Origin of the sequence: Achromobacter pestifer (assembly GCF_902859625.1) — a bacterium.
In the GTDB taxonomy this organism is placed as follows: Bacteria; Pseudomonadota; Gammaproteobacteria; order Burkholderiales; family Burkholderiaceae_B; genus Achromobacter; species Achromobacter pestifer.
In genome coordinates, this window is the sequence record NZ_CADIJX010000001.1 from 36,477 (window position 1) to 56,435 (window position 19,959).

The 19,959-nt window shown below is 64.1% G+C and carries 18 protein-coding genes; all 18 read left to right on the top strand.

Annotation, left to right across the window (positions count from 1 at the left end; translation table 11 throughout):
- The first annotated feature begins 99 nt into the window (after positions 1–99).
- Complete coding sequence (locus HV753_RS00200) at positions 100–333, top strand: hypothetical protein (protein WP_175172411.1); 234 nt, start codon at positions 100–102, stop codon at positions 331–333.
- 40 nt (positions 334–373) lie between these two features.
- A complete protein-coding gene (locus HV753_RS00205) occupies positions 374–892 on the top strand; it encodes a terminase small subunit-like protein (protein WP_175172412.1) in 519 nt (172 codons plus the stop codon).
- A 9-nt stretch (positions 893–901) separates the two neighbouring features.
- A complete protein-coding gene (locus HV753_RS00210) occupies positions 902–2,422 on the top strand; it encodes a terminase (protein WP_175172413.1) in 1,521 nt (506 codons plus the stop codon).
- Between the two features lie 13 nt (positions 2,423–2,435).
- Positions 2,436–2,726, top strand: a complete 291-nt coding sequence (locus tag HV753_RS00215) for a hypothetical protein (RefSeq protein WP_175172414.1) — start codon at positions 2,436–2,438, stop codon at positions 2,724–2,726.
- A gap of 65 nt (positions 2,727–2,791) precedes the next feature.
- Positions 2,792–3,139, top strand: a complete 348-nt coding sequence (locus HV753_RS00220; RefSeq protein ID WP_175172415.1) for a hypothetical protein — start codon at positions 2,792–2,794, stop codon at positions 3,137–3,139.
- A 2-nt stretch (positions 3,140–3,141) separates the two neighbouring features.
- Positions 3,142–4,818, top strand: coding sequence for a portal protein (locus HV753_RS00225; protein WP_175172416.1), 1,677 nt, complete (start codon positions 3,142–3,144; stop codon positions 4,816–4,818).
- An 8-nt stretch (positions 4,819–4,826) separates the two neighbouring features.
- Entirely contained in the window at positions 4,827–5,141 is a 315-nt protein-coding gene (gp10, locus tag HV753_RS00230) for a capsid staple protein (RefSeq protein WP_175172417.1), read from the top strand.
- A gap of 42 nt (positions 5,142–5,183) precedes the next feature.
- Positions 5,184–5,540 carry a Bbp19 family protein gene (locus HV753_RS00235; protein ID WP_175172418.1) on the top strand — a complete coding sequence of 119 codons (357 nt, stop codon included), beginning with the start codon at positions 5,184–5,186 and terminating at the stop codon, positions 5,538–5,540.
- On the top strand, positions 5,497–6,213 hold the full coding sequence (locus tag HV753_RS00240) for a peptidase (protein WP_175172419.1): 717 nt from the start codon (positions 5,497–5,499) through the stop codon (positions 6,211–6,213). The genes HV753_RS00235 and HV753_RS00240 overlap by 44 nt, the downstream gene beginning before the upstream one ends.
- Before the next feature lie 12 nt (positions 6,214–6,225).
- Complete coding sequence (locus HV753_RS00245) at positions 6,226–7,275, top strand: major capsid protein (protein ID WP_175172420.1); 1,050 nt, start codon at positions 6,226–6,228, stop codon at positions 7,273–7,275.
- 27 nt (positions 7,276–7,302) lie between these two features.
- Positions 7,303–7,737, top strand: coding sequence for a Bbp16 family capsid cement protein (locus HV753_RS00250; protein WP_175172421.1), 435 nt, complete (start codon positions 7,303–7,305; stop codon positions 7,735–7,737).
- 11 nt (positions 7,738–7,748) lie between these two features.
- Positions 7,749–7,949, top strand: a complete 201-nt coding sequence (locus HV753_RS00255) for a hypothetical protein (RefSeq protein WP_175172422.1) — start codon at positions 7,749–7,751, stop codon at positions 7,947–7,949.
- A gap of 70 nt (positions 7,950–8,019) precedes the next feature.
- Positions 8,020–8,718 carry a phage connector family protein gene (locus HV753_RS00260; protein WP_175172423.1) on the top strand — a complete coding sequence of 233 codons (699 nt, stop codon included), beginning with the start codon at positions 8,020–8,022 and terminating at the stop codon, positions 8,716–8,718.
- Between the two features lie 3 nt (positions 8,719–8,721).
- A complete protein-coding gene (locus HV753_RS00265) occupies positions 8,722–10,806 on the top strand; it encodes a phage tail protein (protein ID WP_175172424.1) in 2,085 nt (694 codons plus the stop codon).
- Entirely contained in the window at positions 10,799–11,278 is a 480-nt protein-coding gene (locus HV753_RS00270; RefSeq protein ID WP_175172425.1) for a hypothetical protein, read from the top strand. Before HV753_RS00265 ends, HV753_RS00270 begins: the two co-directional genes overlap by 8 nt.
- Position 11,279: 1 nt before the next feature.
- Entirely contained in the window at positions 11,280–11,792 is a 513-nt protein-coding gene (locus HV753_RS00275) for a virion core protein, T7 gp14 family (RefSeq protein WP_175172426.1), read from the top strand.
- A gap of 10 nt (positions 11,793–11,802) precedes the next feature.
- On the top strand, positions 11,803–14,013 hold the full coding sequence (locus HV753_RS00280) for a transglycosylase SLT domain-containing protein (RefSeq protein WP_217481420.1): 2,211 nt from the start codon (positions 11,803–11,805) through the stop codon (positions 14,011–14,013).
- Positions 14,013–19,913, top strand: coding sequence for a GNAT family N-acetyltransferase (locus tag HV753_RS00285; protein ID WP_175172427.1), 5,901 nt, complete (start codon positions 14,013–14,015; stop codon positions 19,911–19,913). The genes HV753_RS00280 and HV753_RS00285 overlap by 1 nt, the downstream gene beginning before the upstream one ends.
- Positions 19,914–19,959: the final 46 nt, after the last annotated feature.

Below are 19,959 nucleotides of genomic sequence, written 5' to 3' on the forward strand. Positions count from 1 at the left end.
AACGAGGGGTCTTATCTGTCTTATCCGTCTTGTGGTGAACGCGCAGATTTTTGCAAGTTCGGGCTGGCGCGAGTGGCCGCCGAGTCAAGGGGGTGGAACATGTCCCGAATAACGGTAGGTGTGAACGAGAAGGGCGTGCGGGTGGGTGAAGACCACCAGCGCGCCACGCTCACGGATCACGATGTGGAGCTGATGCGGCAGCTTCGCGAGGAAGGGCTGGGCTACAAGCGGTTGGCCAAGATGTTCGACACCAGCGTGCGCAACGTGCGCGACATCGTGAACTACAAGCGGCGCGTCACAACGCCGACGGCCTGGAAGACGATCACGGGGTAGGGTGCGCATAGCTGCGGCGGTGGAATCTACCGTTGGCGGCATGACCACGACAGGCCGCCCCTCCGTTTACACGCAAAAAATTGCAGATGAGATTTGCGAACGACTCGCCACTGGCGAATCGCTGAATTCCATCTGCAAGAGCGATCACATGCCCGCCGAATCCACGGTTCGATGGTGGGTGATTGAGGACCGCAACGGTCTTTCCGCGAGATACACGCAGGCGAGGGACATCGGCCTGGATGTGATGGCGGACCAGTGCATCCAGATCGCCGACGATGGGCAGAATGATTCATACACCGACGACGAGGGGCGAAAGCGCACCGACTTCGACGTGATCGCGCGTTCCAAACTGCGATTCGATGCCCGGCGTTGGTACCTGTCAAAGCTCGCACCCAAGCGGTACGGCGAGCGCATTGCGCAGGAGATTACGAACCCGGACGGCTCGCTCAAAGCTATGAGCGATTCGCAAGTCGCGGGCCGCCTGGCCGCTCTCATCGCGGTGGCGCAGGCCCGCCAGGCGCAGGAAGCGAGCGACGAGCCGGGCGCCGATCTGGTGTAGGGCGCCGGCATGAACGCGTCCGAGATTCTGAAGCTGCTGCGCTACCTGACGCCAGCCGAGCGCGCCGAGGTCGAGGCCATACTCGCGCAGGACACGACCGTGTGGCGGCCGCTGCCTGGGCCGCAAATGATGGCCTACGACAGCACGGCCACCATCATCGGTTACGGCGGCGCGGCGGGCGGCGGCAAGACAGACCTTGCATGCGGCAAATCGCTGACGCGCCACCAGAAGATCCTGGTGCTGCGGCGCGAGGCCACGCAGCTGACCGGCATTGTGGATCGCTTCACGGAGCTACTGGGCAGCCGCGACGGCTACAACGGCGCCGAGCGCATATGGCGCCTGCCAGGCCGCCAGATCGAATTCGGCTCGACGCCGAATCCCGACGACTGGAACAAGTATCAAGGCCGCCCGCACGACCTGCTGGTGTTCGACGAGGCCGCGAACTTCCTGGAAGGGCAGGTGCGCGCGCTGCTGGGCTGGCTGCGATCGGTAGACCCGACGCAGCGCTGCCAGGCCCTGCTCACATTCAACCCGCCCACCAGCGCCGAGGGGCGATGGATCGTCGATTTCTTCACGCCCTGGCTCGACCCCAAGCACCCGAACCCCGCCCAGCCGGGCGAGCTGCGCTGGTTCGCCACCGTGGACGGCAAGGACGTCGAATGCGCGGACGGCACGCCATTCGAGCACGGCGGCGACCTGATCACGCCCCTGTCGCGCACCTTCATTCCGTCGCGTGTGAGCGACAACCCGTACCTGATGGGGACCGGATACATGGCAACCCTTCAATCCCTGCCCGAGCCGCTGCGCTCGCAGATGCTCTATGGCGACTTCCAGGCCGGCATGGAAGACGATGCAATGCAGGTCATACCGACGGCCTGGGTTGAGGCTGCGCAGGCGCGCTGGGCACCGCGGCACAACAAGCCGCGCATGGACAGCGTGGGCGTGGACGTGGCGCGCGGCGGACGCGACAACACGATCATCGCGCGCCGGCACGGCTGGTGGTTCGACGAGGCCCTGGCCTACGCGGGCAAGTCCACGCCGGACGGCCCGACCGTGGCGGGCGTCACCATCGCCGCCGTGCGCGACAAGGCGCCTATCCACATCGACGTGGTGGGCGTGGGCGCGAGCCCTTACGACTTCCTTGTGCACGCTGGCCAGCACGTGCTGGGCATCAACGGCGCCGAGGGCGCGCCAGGTACGGACAAGTCCGGCCGCCTGACCTTCGCCAATGTCCGCAGCCACGACTGGTGGCGGATGCGCGAGGCGCTGGACCCGACCGCCGACAACGGCATCGCGCTGCCGCCCGACCGCCAGCTGCTGGTCGACCTGTGCGCGCCGGTCTGGCGCCTGCAGGGCCGCACGATCTACGTGGAAAGCCGCGAAGACATCATCAAACGCATTGGCCGGTCCCCCGACTGGGCCAGCGCATACATCCTCGCGCTGCACGACACCGCTCGAATCGAAGATATACCGGGTGCGCATACCCGCAAACGTGGCTCCTACGATCCGTACGCAAACCTGAATCGATAGGACCAAGGCCCTCATGTGCGAACCCGCGACCATTGCGTACAGCGTCGCTGCCATTGCAGGCGGCGCAATTGCCGCATCTGCAATGGCGCCCAGCACGCCGAGCGTGGCGCCGACCGCACCCGTGCAAGCGCCCACCAAGCAGAGCGAAAAGACGGCGGACGTGGATCAGCTCAAGCGCAGCAACAGCGGAAACCTCATCGATACGGGACCTGGCGCATCGTCGGGCAGCACGCTGCTTACCGGCCCTGGCGGCATCGACTCCAGCGGGTTGTCGTTGAACAAGAACACCCTTCTGGGAGGCTGACCATGTGCATGGCAGCGAGCGCGCCGAACCCCAACCCCGGCTACTGGCAAACCGCAGTCCCCGGCATGACCGCTGAGGAAAGCAACCTGCTGCCGAATTGGACATCTCCCGCAGCGGCGGTAGATGGCGTCGTGGACTTGGCGCTGCTCAAGCAGCAGCGAGACGCCGCGATGGAGAAATGGAAGACCGACAACCCTGAGCGGTATCAGCAAGGGCTGCGTGCTCAGGAGCGTGCGGCCTCTGGGCAGCAGACGCGCACACAGGCCGCCACCAATGCGCGGCAAGGCGCCGGCGGCTCAGGCGGCGGTAGCGGGGCCTCGTCGGCCAATACGCTGCTGACAGGGGCGGGCGCCTCGCAGGGCGTGGACCCTGGCGCCTTGGATCTGTCGAAGAACACGCTGCTGGGCCTGTGACCATGGCCGCACCGATCGTCAAGCGCGACAAATACCTTTCCCGCTACTCGGCTTTGCAGAGTGAGCGCTCCAGCTGGAATTCCTTCTGGCAGGAACTCACGGAGTTCATCCTGCCGTATAGCGGGCGGTTCTTCACGTCCGACCGCAACCGCGGCACCAAGCGCTTCAACAACATTTACGACCCAACCGGCACGCTGTCGGCAAACACGCTGTCTGCGGGCCTGATGGCCGGCATGACCAGCCCGGCCCGGCCGTGGTTCCGCCTCGCTACCCCCGACCCTGCGCTGATGCAGTACCACTCCGTGAAGGTGTGGCTGTCGGACGTGACGAAGCTTATGCTGGACGTGTTCGCGCGCTCCAACACCTACAACAGCCTGCAGAGCATGTACCAGGATCTGGGCGTGTTCGGCACGGCCGTGAGCTTCGTGCACCCGGATTTCAACGATGTGCTGCACCATTCCCCTCTGCCGGTGGGCGAGTTCTATCTCGCGACCAACGACAGGGGCAACGTGGACACGCTGTACCGCGAGTTCGACATGACTGTCGGGCAGCTCGTGAAGAAATTCGGTATCGACAAGGTCAGCACCGCCGTGAAGTCGATGTATGACAACGGCACACTCGACTCTTGGGTGACGGTGGTGCAGTGCGTCGAGCCGAACGTTGACCGCGACCCGCGCATGCGCGACGCACGCAACATGCAGTTCACGTCGGTTTACTTCGAATACGGCCAGTCGCCTGAAAAGTACTTGCGCCGCTCCGGGTTCGAAGAGTTCCCGGCGCTGGCGCCGCGCTGGCAGGTCTGGGGCGGTGACGTCTATGGCGTCGGGCCCGGCGGCCTGGCCCTTGGGTCCGTGAAAGGTCTTCAACACCGCCAGCTTCGCCTGGCCGAGGGCTTGGACTACACCACCAAACCCCCCGTGCAGGCGCCGACCTCGCTCAAGAATCACGACATCGACATGCTGCCCGGCGGCGTGACGTTCGTCGATGGCGCCAACCCGAATGCCGCGATTCGCCCGGCCTGGCAGGTGCAGCTTGATCTCGGCGGCATGCAGGCCAACATCCAGGACACGCGCGAAATCCTGCGTTCGACGTTCTACGCCGACCTGTTCTTGATGCTCGCGAACGTCGACGTGCGTATGACGGCGACCGAAGTGGCTGAACGGCACGAGGAAAAGCTGCTCATGCTAGGCCCGGTGCTGCAACGGCTGCACAACGAAATGCTCGACCCCATGGTCGAGATGGCATTTCACCGCCTGGCAGCTGCCGGCGCACTGCCGCCGCCGCCGCCCGAGCTGGAAGGCGTCGATCTGAATATCGAGTTTGTCTCGATGCTGGCGCAGGCGCAGCGCGCGATCGGCGTCAACAGCACGGATCGCTACGTTATGACCTTGGGCCAGGTCGCAACTATCAAGCCCGAAGTGCTGGACCGACTGGACGCCGACGCCTTGGCCGACAGCTACGCCGATCAGCTCGGGGTCGATCCTCGTCTGGTCGTGCCGCTGGACCAGGCCGTGCTCGTGCGCCAGCAGCGCGCCCAGCAGCAGGCCGTTATGCAGGCCGCCGCCACGGCGGAACAAGCCGCTACCGCCGCGCAGCGCCTCGGAGCAGTCCAAACCGGCGAGCGTAACGCCGCGTCCGACCTCATCAACCAGTTTCAGGGATACAGCATCCCGCAATAGGTGCCGCCATGAACCTGACCGACATGAAGCTATCGCCTGAACAGGCGAAGGAAATGGACTGCTGCGTGTCGAGCGACCCCGACGGCGGGCCCAAGTACCCCTACGGGCTGACGCTATCGCTCGACGACGACACGCTGCAGAAGCTGGGTATGTTCAACCTGCCGGCTGTGGGCCAGACGATGCGGCTCATGGCCGTGGTCGAAGTGTGCAGCACCAGCCAGCACGCCAGCCAGCAGGGCACGGACAAGTACGTGTCGCTGCAGATCACGCAGATGGCCCTGGAAGGCGACGCGCCCGATCCTGCGCAAGTCCTCTACGGCTAGGGGTGCGCATACCGAACGCCCCGAATACCAGAATCCATGCGCATGAGTTCCACGACATACGACCCTCTCAATCCGTCGGTTACGGACACGGACCGCGAAGCCAAGCGTGAAGACGCCAAGCAGGAATCACGGCTTGAGTCGGACGATTTGAAGTGGCTCATGGGAAACCGTCGCGGCCGCCGCATTGTGTGGCGTCTGCTTTCCCGGGCGGGTGTGTATCGGTCGTCGTTCAGTACGAACGCCATGCAGATGGCATTCAACGAAGGCAACCGGAACGAAGGGCTACGGCTCATCGCGTCACTGCACCAACTATGCCCGGAACGGTACGCCGAAATGCTCCAGGAGCAGAAAAAGCATGACCACCGAAACCCAAGCGACGACCGGAACAACGCCAACTGATCCCGGCACGCAAGCGCCCGCGGCTACGCCGGCTGCTCAGGACAACACGGTCCTGACCGCCGAAGCGCCCGCAGGCGAGCAACAAGCGCAACCCACGCAGCAGGGCGAGCCCCCGGCCGGCGATAAGCCGAGCTTGGAAGCCAAACCCGATGGCGAAAAGTCGAAGGCCGAGGGTGACAAGCCCAGCGACGCCGAAGGCGACAAGGGCGCGCCCGAGCAGTACGAGGACTTCGCAGCACCCGAAGGGGTGCAACTGGACGCCGAGCTGGTTGGCGACCTGAAGACCATCGCCAAAGAGTTGAACCTCTCGCAGAAGGATGCACAGCGCGTGGCCGACCTCGGCCCCAAGTTGCTGCAGAAGCTGCAGGGGCACCAAGCCGAAGCGTTCGCGCAGGTCCGCCAGACCTGGGCAGATGACGCGAAGGCCGACAAGGAAATCGGCGGCGAAGCATTCGACGAGAACCTTGGCGTGGCGAAGAAGGCCCTTGAATCGTTCGGCACCCCGGAATTGCGCACGTTGCTCAACGAGTCCGGCATCGGCAACCACCCGGAAGTTATCCGGTTCATGGTCCGGGCCGGCAAAGCGATCAGTAGCGACACGTTCGTCGCAGGGGAACGCCGCGGCGCGAGCGCGCAGCGTGACCTGGCGAGCAACCTTTACCGCAAGCAATAAGGAGCCTTCACCATGGCCACCCTCCCGTCCCGTCCCGGCGCTGTCACGCTGACCGACTTCGCCAAGTCCATCGACCCGAACGGCTCCACCGCTTCGGTGATCGAGCTGCTGAACCAATCGAACGAAGTGCTGCAGGACATGCGCTGGATTGAGGGCAACTTGCCCACGGGCCACCGCACCACCGTGCGCACCGGCCTGCCCACCCCGACGTGGCGCAAGCTGTACCAGGGCGTGCAGCCGACCAAGTCGCTGCGTGCGCAAGTCGACGACGCGACGGGCATGCTGGAAGCCCGCAACGAGGTTGACGTGGATCTGGCCACGCTGAACGGCAACAGCGCCGCGTTCCGCCTGTCGGAAGCACAGGCTGAAGTCGAAGGCATGAACCAGGCTTTCACCCAAGCCCTGTTCTACAACGACACGGCCGCCAATCCCGAACGCTTCATGGGCCTGGCGCCGCGCTACTCGTCCTTGTCCGCGCCCAATGGCGTGAACATCGTCGACGGCGGCGGTACTGGCAGCGACAACACGTCGGTGTGGCTCGTGCTGTGGGGCGAAAACACCGTCACGGGCATCTACCCCAAGGGGTCCGAAGCCGGCTTGACGCACCAAGACCTGGGCGAAATCGACGCTTTCGACACCCAGACCCCGCCGGCGCGCTTCCGTGCCCTGGCCGATCTGTGGAAGTGGAAGTGCGGCTTGACCGTCCGCGACTGGCGCTATGCCGTGCGCATCGCCAACGTGGACATTTCCGACCTGGTCGGCCAGACCGGCTCGCAAGCCCCGACCGCCGCCACCGCTCTGATCAAGCTGATGGTCCGCGCCATGGCTCGCATCCCGCAGATGGGCATGGGCTCCGCTGCCTTCTACGCCAACCGCACCGTGAAGGAATACTTGTCGATCGCGGCTCTGGATAAGTCGAATGCGGCCCTGGCCATCCAGCCGGCGATCAACCAGTTTGGCGCCGTGTCGCCTGGCAGCGTCGGTAATGGCACCACCACCTTCCTGGGCGTGCCGGTGCGCACGGTGGACGCGCTGCTGTCCACCGAAGCCCGCGTCGTCTAAGCGACCCCAGAGAATCGGAGAACCATCATGATCCTGGACACCCAAGAAACCTTCTCGGAAGGCCAATCCATCGCCGCAGCAGCGGGCGACGTCGTGTCGACGAACGTGTACGACACCGGCGCGGCCCATGACGTCGGCATCGGCGAGCCGTTGTATCTGACTGGCCGAATCGGCACGGCGGTGGCCGGCGTCGGCGCCACGGTGCAGGCCGTGCTGCAGACGGACGACAACGTGGGCTTCTCGTCGCCGCGCGAGTTTCCCATCACCGGTGCGGTGGGCGTTGCCTCCCTGGGCGCCAATGCCGGCTTTTTCAACTACCGCCTGCCGGTGGGCTTGGAGCGTTATCTGCGCATCGTGTATCGCGTCGCTGGCGCGACCACGACCGCCGGTACGGTCAGCGCGTACATCGTCAAGGACGTGCAGGCCAACGTCTCTTACGCCAGCGGCTTCACCGTCGCATAAGGAGCTATCCCATGAAAGTTATCGCTACCGCAGTGGGCTACGCCGGCAAGGATGGCCACCAGTTGCGCCAGCCTGGTGATGTGTTCGAAGTGCCGGACGGCTCCAAGGCCACTTGGTTCAACCCCGTTGACGATGACGCGGGCGGGCAGGAAAGCCATCCGCGCGGGAATCAGCGCGGACGGGGCCGCCAGGCCGATTCGGACTTGGCTTAAGCAGGTCGCGCCCTCAGGCCGGCAATGAAAGCGGGGGCCGTGTGCCCCCGCTTACTTTTGGAGCACCTTCATGGCGTCTGTCGTCGACATCTGCAACCTGGCGCTTGCCCATTTGGGCGATGAAGCGACCGTATCAAGCATCGACCCGCCGGAGGGGAGCGCCCAGGCCGAACATTGCGCCCGCTTCTACCCGATGGCGCGCGACACTGTGTTGGAGGCCCACGACTGGAACTTTGCGACCACGCGGGGCGTTTTGGCTCTGGTGGGGTCTGCGTGGCCCAGTTGGGCTTTCTGCTATGAGCTTCCGGCAACGTGTGTGCGGGCTATCAGTGTGCTGCCGCCAGGAGCTTTGGACGACTACAGCACGGCTTACCCTCGGACTGCTGGGGCGCTGGGGTACCCGGGTGCGACATTCGTGCCACATGGTGCGGTGTATACGCCCCAAGAATTCAGCATCGAGACGGGTGAGAGTGACGGCAGCGAGGCCGACGACCGGCGCCTGCTCTACACCAACCAGGAAGGCGCGGTGCTGCGCTACACGCGCCGAGTGGAGGACACCACGCGCTTTCCGCCATTATTCGTTGATGCACTGACGCGGCTGCTCGCCTCCTACTTGGCGGGTCCGGTCGTCAAAGGCACCGATGGCGTCAGTGTCGCGCAGGCGCAATTGCAGGCGTACAGAGGCATTATTTCGCAGGCGACCGTATCGGACAGCAACCAACGCAGCATCAAGCCCCGGCAAAGCGTGCCGTGGATCGCGGGGCGATAAGACATGGCAAACGTGCGCTCCCTGTCGCGGTCCTTCGCGCGCGGCGAAATTAGCCCGGAGCTGTTCGGCCGGGTTGATCTGCCGCAGTACCAAACTGGCTTGGCCACGTGCCTCAATTTCGTGACGCTGCCTCACGGGCCGGCGCAGAACCGCGCGGGCTTTGGCTTCGTGCGGGCGACGAAATACAGCAATCAACGGTCGCGCCTCATCCCGTTCTCGTTCAATACCGAGCAGACCTTCGCTCTGGAGTTCGGCAACGGGTACGTGCGGTTCCATACCATGGGCGCGACGCTTGTGGATGGCGGCGGCGTGCCGTATGAGGTGGCCACGCCTTATGTTGAGGCGGATATTTTCGACTTGCATTATGTCCAGTCGGCTGATGTCCTGACCATCGTTCACCCCAACTACGCGCCGCGCGAGCTACGCCGGCTCGGTGCGCTCAACTGGACGCTGACGACTATCCAATTCACGCCGAGCATCGCCGCGCCATCCAGCGTCACTGCGACGGCGCACGCTGGTACCGGGACGCCGGACGATATCGACCACACCTACGCCGTGACGTCGCTAGCGGTTGATACGCTCGAAGAGTCCTTGGTCTCCGCGGCGTCAAATACGGTGAGCAATGATCTTTTCTTGCAGGGCGCATACAACGATGTGACCTGGCCGGCCGTGGCGGGCGCAACCCGGTACAACGTCTATAAGCTGAGCAATGGTCTTTGGGGCTACGTCGGCCAGTCCGGTGACGTTACATTCCGCGACAACAACATCACGCCGGATATCTCACAGACCGCGCCGACGCTGGCGGACCCTTTCAGCGGCGCTAATAATTACCCTGCGGCAGTGTCCTACTACGAGCAGCGCCGCTGGTTCGCGGGCACGCGCAACAAGCCGCAGAATGTTTGGGGCACGCGCTCGGGGACCGAATCAAATCTGGCCTCGTCGATCCCCACGCGCGACGATGACGCCATTGCCTTTAGAATCGCGGCGCGCGAGGTCAACACGATTCGCCATATCGTTCCACTGTCCAACCTGGTGGTGCTGACTGCCAGCGCGGAATGGCGTATCTCCCCCGCAAACTCGGACGTGCTGACTCCTGCCACGGCGTCGCCCCGGCCGCAGTCCTACAACGGCGCAAACAATGCCCAGCCCGCCGTTGTAAACAACAACCTGTTGTATGCGGCAGCGCGTGGCGGCCACCTGCGTGAGATGTCCTACAACTGGCAGGCCAACGGCTATATCACGGCCGACGTGTCCATCCTGGCACCGCACCTGTTCGACTATCGGACCATACAGGACATGGCATTCTCGCGCGCGCCGCATCCGATCCTATGGTGCGTGTCTTCCTCTGGCGAGCTGCTGGGCCTGACTTACGTGCCTGAGCAACAGGTTCAAGGCTGGCATCGCCACTCGACGAAGGGGGGCCGCTTTGAATCTGTGTGCACCGTATCCGAGGGCGACGAGGACGCGCTCTATACCATCGTGCAGCGCACTATTAACGGGGCGCAGGTCCGGTATGTCGAACGTTTGCACACCCGGATGATGCCAACGCAGGCTGACGCGTTCTTCGTGGACAGCGGCCTGACCTACGAAGGGCCGCCCGCCACGACGTTTTCGAACCTCAACCACCTGGAGGGCGAAACCGTCAACATCCTGGCTGACGGCGCCGTGATGCCGCCTCAGGTGGTCGCTGGCGGCGCTGTCACGATTGAGCACGCGTCGAGCAAAGTGCACATCGGCCTGCCTATTCAGGCGGATCTGATCACCTTGCCGCTCGCCTTCGACGCGCAGGCAATGGGCCAGGGCCGGGTCAAGAATGTGAACTTCGTGTGGCTTCGCCTCAATGACTCGTCGGGCGTGTTCGCTGGGCCGTCTTTCGACAAACTGGAGGCGGCAAACCCGGACAAGCTGACGCAGGTCAAGCAGCGTACCAATGAGTCCTACGGCACTCCGCCTCGGTGGATATCCGGGGAGTTCAAGCACATGGTCAAGGCGGCTTGGACCGACGGCGGCCAAGTGTTCGTGCGCCAGAGTGATCCGCTGCCTGTCACGCTCGTCTCGATGACGATTGAGGCGGCAATCGGTGGCTGACCTGATCATCCGCGCAGCAGCACCTGCGGACGCCTTCGAGCTGGCGGCGGACCTGCGGCCGCAGGACGCGGAAGAGATCCGCGCCATGCATGGCACTCACGCCGATCTCGCTGAAGCGATCCGCCACAGTATCGCGCTTTCGACGCATGCGTGGACAGCGCATGTTGAGGGGCGCATCGCCATGGTTGGTGGCGTCTCCAACCTAGGGACGTTGCTCGGCGACAACATAGGCAGTCCGTGGTTGCTCGGCTCTTCGCAGATGTTCCGACGGCCGGGTGCGCTTACCCGTACTGGCCGCCGATATGTTGCTTTTATGCACACGATTTACCCTGAGCTGCGCAATTTCATCGATCACCGCAACGCGGTGAGTATTGCGTGGTTGCAACGTTTGGGCTTCACCGTGCAGACCGATCAGTCCGTGCTTTGCGGACCGGATCGGGTGCCTTTCTACCCATTCCAAAAGAAGGCTTGATATGTGTGTCGCAGCCGCGCCCTACATGATGCTGGCAGCATCCGCTGCCTCCGCCGTTGGTTCAGCCAACAGCGCAAGCGCGCAGCAGGCCGGGATCAACTATCAGGCCGACGTCGCGGCCAACAACGCGCAGATTGCGGAATGGCAAGCCCAAGACGCCATCCGCCAGGGGCAAGAGCAGGAGCAACAGAGCCGCCTGCAATACGCGACGACCAAGTCGACGCAGCGCGCCGCCCTGGCGGCCAATGGCGTCGCCCTGGACGAAGGAAGCGCCGTCGATATTCTGACGTCCACCGATTACACGAACGAGCTGGATGCGTCGACGATTCAGGCGAACGCGGCGCGTTCGGCCTGGGGCTACCGCACCCAAGGGACCAACTACAGCGACAACGCGGCAGCGTTGCGAGCCGGTGCCGGCGCCATCAGTCCGGGATCTGCCGCCGGTCTGAGCCTGTTGGGCAACGCTGGCCAGGTATCGCAAAGCTGGTACCAGTATTCCAAAGTTTCAAAGTGAGGGCTGACCTGTGCCGCGCGTTCCTATCGTAGACGCTCCGCGCGTCGCATCCTCGGGGTTGCCAGGCGTTCGGCAGCAGGCTGGCGCCGGCGCGCTTGCGCAGGAGATCGGCGCACGTCAGACGGTGCAGCTCGGCCAAAACTTGATGTCGGCAGCGGGGACCGCTACCAATATCGCGATCGACATGCAGCAGCAGGCCAATCAGCTGCGCGTCGACGACGCGGTCAATCAAGCGAAAGAGGCGTCGCTCAAGCTGACTTTCGACCCGCAGACTGGATACACGAACATCAAGGGCATCCAGGCGCTGCAACGCGATAGCGGGCAGCCGCTCGCTACCGAGTACGGCGATCTGCTCAACCAGCAGATGCAGACCATCGCCGAAGGGCTCGGCAACGATGCGCAGCGTCTGGCATTTCGTCGAGCGTCGCAGGCGATCGGCATGCAGTTCCAGACGCAGGCCACGCAGTACGAGGGTGAGCAGTTCCGCACCTATGCGGCGTCCGTGCGCGAAGGGACGATCGCCAACAGCACCAACGAGATCGCCCTTTACTACAACGACCCCCAGAAGATCGACCAGAACATCTTATCGATCCAGGCCGCCGTTGCCGACCTCGGGCGCATGAAGGGGCTGTCTGCCACGATGATCGAAGCGCAAACGCGCAAGGTCACCAGCAACGCGCACCTGACGGCGTTGTCTTCTGCGTTGCAGAAAAACGACGTGGCCTACGCGGACGCCTACATGCGCAAGTACGCGCCGCAGATGGACGCCGACGACATGCTGCGCGTCAACGGCTTGATTACCAAGCAAATGGACGCCCGCCTGGGCGCGGCTGCTGCCACTTCCGTCGTCAACAAGGCTATGCCGCGGCTGATGCCGACGCCCGGGGATCGGCTGGTCAACCTAGTGACGGGCAGCGGAACGCAACTGCCCCCCGATCTGGTTACGACGGTGGCCACAGCAGAGAGCGACAACCGCGACCTGAACCCCGACGGTTCCGTTGTCACGTCCCCCAAGGGCGCTAAGGGGCGCATGCAGGTCATGGACACCACGAACACCGACCCTGGCTTCGGCGTGCAGCCGGCGCAGGACGACAGCCTGGAAGAGCGCGCGCGGGTTGGCCGCGATTATCTCCAGGCGATGCTGCAAAACTATGGCGGCAACCTGACGCAGGCCCTGGCCGCCTACAACGCGGGGCCCGGTAACGTGGACAAGGCCCTGGCCGCATCCGACAAGGCGAGCGATCGGGCCAACTGGATGAATTATCTGCCCAAGCCATCCGAAACAATCCCGTACGTGCGGGGCATTCTGGCCAAGTACGAAGCGGGGCAGGGCGCGCCGGCCAGGCCTACGCTGCAAGACCTGCAGCGGAATGTCCGGGACGAAATGCAGGGGCAGAATCCCGAGCGCGTCCGTATCGCTCTCGAAGAAACCACGCGCCAGTATGAGGTTGCCAACAAGGCCATCAAGCAACGCGACGACGAGGCGGTGGCCGGCGCCATGCGCGAGCTGGTGGCGAACGGTGGGCGGTACTCCGACTTGCCGCTGGCCGTGCGCGCCAACATCCCGGCCGGCAACGTCGCTGAGGTGATGGGTTTCGCGGGCAAGGTCGCAAAGGGGGAGGACCGGACCAACGAGGCGGTCTATCAGAAGCTGGCCGGCGATCCGTCGTACCTGCGGAGCCTAAGTGACAACGAGTTCTATCGCCTGCGCGGTGAACTGAGCGAATCGGATTTCAAGACGTTCTCGAACCAGCGCGGCGCTGCGGCAGGCCGGGGGGTTGACAAGGTCGACGAGCTGAACACGTCGGCCATCAATAGCACGCTGAACAACCGCCTCGCCACCTTGAAGATTGACCCCAGTCCTAAGGACGGCACCAGCGACGCCATGCGCGTTGGCGCCATTCGCAAGTTCGTCAATGACGCTGTGCTGGACCAACAGAAGGTGGTCGGCAAACAGATGACGGACCGGGACACGGAAGAGTTCATCGACGGGCTGTTCGCCAAGTCCGTACAGTTCCGCAGCTTCTGGTTCGGATCGTCGAACGAGCGGCTGCTGACGTTGAAGGTGGGGGACATCCCCGGCGAGGTCAAGACCGCGCTGAAGGCGGACTTCAAGAAAAACGGCATTGATGACCCGACCGAGGCCGACATGCTAGGGGCCTATTGGCGGATGCAAACCGCGCTGCAGCGCCAGCGCGCAACCGGAGTGGTTACGGACTGATGGCCGAAGAACTGGACACCTCAAGCGCCGTTGCGGCCTATCTGAACGACCCGAATCCGCCGACGTCGGACCCGGTGGGCGCCACCCGTGTGTCGGTGGCGGCGGCACTGGGCAGCAACCCCGACCTGGAGGCCGAACTGCGCCAAGTCGCGTCACGCACGGGCATTCCTATCGATTCCGTGCGCCGCCATCCTGAGGAAGTGAAGCGCGAGGCCGCGCTCACGTCCTTTAATTTCGAGCGCTTGGCACGCGATTTTCCGTCGACCGCCGGCTACCTAGCAGGCGTCGAGAACGCACGCATCGCGCACGACGACGTCGATAACATGGGCGTCATCGAAAAGGGCATTCGCGGTCTGTCCAACCTGGGCAGCGCTGCGGCGTCGGCGTTTCCCCAGGCGGGCGGTGCGCTGTGGCGCGTCGGCCAAGCCGGGGCGGAAAACCTCGCGCCGCTGCTGGACCCTCTGGCGGGCACGCTGCTGCCGGAGAACCCGCTGCGCCGCCTGGCGGCCGGCATGGCCGGTATGGGGCGCGCGGGGGAGGCTTCTGCAAAGGGCCTCATGCCGCAAGCAACGGGCAACATCGAGGCGGGCGTCTATTCGGGCGTGCAGTCCCTGGTGACGATGGGCCTGACGCTGCCGGCCAGCATCGTGACGGGCAACCCTGCTCCAACGCTCTACGGCATGTCGGGTATCACGGGCGGTCAGGCCTACGGTCAAGCGCGCGAGGCTGGCCTTGATCCATACCGCGCGTTGATGTTTGGCACGTCACAGGCCGCGATCGAGTACGCCACCGAGCGCATCCCGGTCGGGCGCTTCCTGCACGACATGAAGGCGGGCACGCCGTTCTGGAACATGCTGCTGCGCCAAGTGTCTGCCGAGATCCCCGGCGAACAGGTGGCGACCGTGTTGCAGGATCTGAACGAATGGGCCGTGATCAACCCGGCGAAGCCATTCTCTGAATACCTGGCGGAGCGCCCCAGCGCCGCTGCGCAGACTCTGGTGGCCACGATTGTGGCGTCGGGCGGCGCGGTGGGCACCGCGCAACTGGCGAACACCGCCGCCGACCGGCTGGCCGGGCGCACTGTCCAGGCGGAGCGCGCGCAATTGGACGGCCAGGTGCTGTCCGAACTCGATGCTACCGCAGCCGCGTCCAAGCTGCGTGCGCGCTCCCCGGATGACTTCCAGGCTTTCGTCAAGGAGGCCATGGGCGACGGGCCTGTGCAGGACGTCTACATCCGCGCCGAAGACCTGGCGCAGTCCGGCGTTGACGTGGCGCAGCTGGCCCAGGTGTCGCCGGCCGTGGCCGCGCAATACGAACAGGCGCTGGCCACTGGCGGTGACGTGCGCATCCCGGTGGACGAGTACGCGACGCGCGTCGCGGGTACGGACCTGTCGCAGTCCATGCTGCCGTTCCTGAAAACCGAGCCCGCCGGCATGACACAGGCCGAGGCCCAGGAGTTTATGCAGAACCGCAGCGGGTTGCTGCGCGCCGAGGTCGAGAAGGTCATGGCCGAGCGCGAGGCAGACGCGCCGTTCAAGGAGTCCAAGGATCTTGTCGAGTCGGAGTTGATGACCCAGCTGGAGCAGGCCGCCCGCTTCACGTCGGACGTGAACCGCGCGTACGCCGGCATGATGTCCAATTTCTACGCCGTGCAGGCCGCGCGCCTGGGCCTGACGCCGCAGGAAATGTACCAGCGCTACCCGGTGCAGATCCGCGCCGAAGGCTTTGGCCAGCTCGACCAGGGTATGGCTGCGCCGGCAATTGGCGACGTTCGCCAGGCGTGGGAAGACGTTGGCGTTGACGGGTTCATTTCGGAGAAGGGTGACACGATCACGGTTTCCAAGATTGTCGTGCCTGAAGCGCGGCGGGGGCAGGGCGCGGGCACGCGCGCAATGCAGCAGCTTGTGGAATACGCCGACGCTACGGGCAAGAACATCGTCTTGACACCTTCCCCGGACTTTGGCGGCGATGTGGCGCGGCTCAAGGCTTTCTACAAGCAATTCGGCTTTGTGGAGAACAAAGGCCGCAACCGCGCATTTAGCACGTCGGAAGGGATGTACCGTGAGGCGCCAGGCAAGACGCTCTATCAAGCCAATCAGCCTAACGCGCGGGGCGCCTACAACATCGACACGCGCACGATCTCGCTGTTGCAGAACGCGGACCTGTCGACGTTTCTGCACGAGTCCGGGCACTTCTATCTGGAAGTGCTCACGGACATCGCCAGCCAGGCCGACGCGCCGGCGGCTGTGCGCGATGACGTTCAAAAGCTTATGGCTTGGTTCGGCGTGCCGGACCTGGCCGCCTGGAATGCGCTGGACCTTGAGGCGAAACGACCGCACCACGAACAGCTGGCCCGAGGGTTTGAGGCGTATCTGTTCGAAGGGAAGGCGCCGACGCCCGAGCTGCAGGGGTTGTTTCAGCGCTTCCGCGCGTGGATGCTGGCCGTCTACCGGTCAATGACCGCGCTCAACGTCGAGCTCTCGGACGAGGTGCGCGGCGTATTCAGCCGGATGCTGGCGTCAACCGAGCAGATTCGCGAAACCGAAACCTTGCTCGACTACAAGCCCGCCTTCACGTCGGCCGAGCAGGCCGGCATGACCGCCGAGGAATGGGCGCAGTACCAAGCTCTTGGCCTGGAGGCGACACAGGACGCCGTGCAGCAGTTGGAGGCGCGCAGCATCCGCGACATGAAATGGCTGTCCGGTGCCCGGAGCCGCGTGATCGCTCAGATGCAGCGCGAGGCTGCGGACAAGCGCAAGACGGTGCGTAAGGAGGTCGAGGCGGAAGTGATGGCCGAGCCGGTTAATCAGGCCAAGACCTTCATGAAGCGCGGGATTGATCCTGTCACCGGCGATACGGTGGAAGGCCCGACCAAGCTGCAAATCAGTGCCCTGGAAGAAATGTACGGCGGGGAGGGCAACCGCTATGCGCTGCTGGATTGGTCGCAGCTCGGGTATGGCCGCTATGGCATGCTCGCCGAAGACGGTCTCAACCCCGACATTGTGGCCGACCGGTTCGGCTTTGCCTCGGGCGACGGCTTGGTGCGATCGGTGCTGGCCGCCGAAGACCCCCGCGCCAAGATCGAGGCATTGACGGACCAGCGCATGCTGGAGCGGTATGGCGACCTGACCGACGCGCAGAGCATCGCGCGCGCGGCTGATGAAGCCGTGCACAACGAAGCGCGTGGCCGATTCATCGCCACGGAGGTGAACGCTTTGCAGCGCGCGCTCGGGCAGCGCCAGGTACTGGCCCGCGCTGCGCGCCAGTTCGCCGAAGCGACCATTGCCCGCCTGCGCATCCGGGACGTGCGGCCCAGCCAATGGGCCGTGGCCGAGGCCCGCGCCGCGCGCGCCGCTGAGCAGGCCCTGCGCAAGAACGATCTGCAGGGCGCAGCTGTCGAGAAAAAGCGCCAGCTCGTGAACAACTACGCGACGCGCGCGGCACAAGCGGCGCAGGCCGAGATCGATAAAGACCTGAACTACATGAAGCGGCTGTCGAACTCGACCGCTCAATCAGGGATGCGCGGTGAATCCCTGGTGCAGCTGAACGCGCTGCTGGCGCGCTTCGACCTGCGCAGCAGTTTGTCGTTGCGCCAAATCGACGCCGCCAAGACGCAAAGCCTGGCCGAGTTTATCGCCAGCGAATCCGAACGATTGGACGCCGTCATGCCGGATCTGCCGGCCTACATTCTCGACGAGGGGTTCCGCCGGCACTACAAGGACATGTCGGTCGAAGAGTTCCGGGGGCTGGTGGACAGCGTCCGCCAACTGGCCAACCTGGCGCGTCGCGAACAGAAGATGTACACCGCGCTGCGCGATATGTCTTTCGACGAAGAGCGCAGCGCCGTGCTGGCGCGTATGCGCGAATTCAATCCCAAGGCGTTCGACGAGGCCGGCGACCCGCTGGCACGCGAACCTGAGTTCGTCCCCAATATCCGCAAATCGGTGGCGAAGCTTGGGGACGGCTTCGCCGGTGAGTTCCTGAGCGCGGAAACCATCCTTGATATCCTGGAGGGCGGCAAGTTCGGGCAGGTGCATGAATCCCTCTTTGGGCGGATGAGCTCGCGCGCCAACTGGAAGGCGACGCGAATGGAGAAGGTCTATCGCGACCTCAAGCCGCTTTTCAAGCAGTGGAACCTGAAGGAGCGCCGGGACTACGGCCGCAAGGGCATTGTCGTGCCCAGCATCGGCACCAGCATCACCCGGGAAAATGCGCTCGTTGCCGCCCTGTTGTACGGCAACGCGGACGGACGCAAGCGCTTAGAGAACTACGGTTGGAACGAGAACCGCATGCAGGGCGTGCTGGACGTGCTGGACGAACGCGACTGGAAACTGGCGAACGCTATCTGGGATCAATTCGACAACAAGCTGTGGCCTGAGCTCGAAGCGCTGAACAAGCGCACACGCGGTAAAGCGCCGCCGAAGGTGGAGGCGCTGCCGTTCCCCACGAAGTTCGGCGAGGCCCGGGGTGGATACTTCCGTTTGAAGTACGACACGGACCTGGACGAGCGTGCGCACCGGTTCGATGAAGGGGCTGCCGTCAAGGAACTATTGGGCGGCGGTATGGGCATGTCGGCCAAGACCAATCAGGGAACCAGCACGCAGCGCAAGGACGGTGTCGTCATGCGCCCACGGCTGGATCTGGGCGTCTTTGTCGAGGCCGTCAACGAGACGGTACACGACCTGGCGCTGCGTGAGGCCGTGGCCGACACGATGCGCCTCTTGAACGACAAGGGTGTGCAGACCGCGATCAAGTCGTCCGTCGGCGTGCCGGCATACCGCGCGCTGGTAAACCGTGTTCGCGAAATCGCTGCGCCGCCGCGCAATCCGTCGGGCTTTATCGAGAAGATCCTGGCCAGCGCCCGCCGGAATACCATCGTGGTCCTGATGTCTGGTGTCAAGACGGCGCTGCAAAACGTGGTTGGCCTGGTGCCGGCGCTGACGCGGGTGAATCCCGGCAATATCGGCCTTGAAATGGCGCGCTTCTACAGCCCGGCCATGGCCGAGCGGTATCGGTTTGCGATGGACAATTCGGAATACATGCGCCATCGGTACCAGAATTTTGATCGCGATCTGAACGACATGGCCGCCAAGCTCACCGTGAAGGGCCGCCTTCTGCCCGACACGGCGACGATGCTCGCGCTGATGGGCATGGTTGATCGTGGCGTGTCGGTCCCGGTGTGGAATGCGGCATTCAAGGACGGGATGGCGCAGTTCGACAATGACAATGCGAAGGCGGCGGACTATGCCGATCACATCGTGCGCCAAACTCAGGGTAGCGGCCGCGACGTGGACCTGCCCAAGATCATGTCCGGGCACGGCGGCTATGGCCAACTCAAGCGCCTTTTCACTATGTTCTACAGCTATTTCAACAGCCAGCTGCAGATGCTTGTGCGCGCCGGTGCTATCGCAAAGCGCGAAGCCAGCACAAACCCGGGCGCCGCCGTTGGTAAGTTCACGCTGCAATTCGTGATGATAGCGGTGCTGCCGGCCGTTCTTACCGAAATGATGATGGGCCACGGTGGGGACGACGAAGACGAGGATAAGCTCGCCAAGCGATATGCCCGAGCGCTCGCTATGTACGGCGCCGGTATGTTCCCCATCGTGCGCGATATTTCGTCGTATACCTGGTCTGTGTTCGACACCGACACCTACAACTTCGGCTACAAGATCAGCCCTGTCCAGTCGGCAGGGGAAGGTGTGGTGAAGGGCATCCAGTCGCTCGCCGATATCGTGGCGGGAGAGGGGGATATTGTGGACACCAAGAACGCAATAATGGGGACGAGCTTTGCATTCGGCCTGCCGGGCAAGTTGATCTCCGATTTCGTGGTCGGGGCCAATGCTTGGATGAGCGGCGACGCCGGCCCGGAGGCGCTTCTTTTTGGGGCGCCGCGGCGGTAGGGCGGGTGCGCATACCCGAAGCGTAGCCTCTGAGAATTGGCGCGTA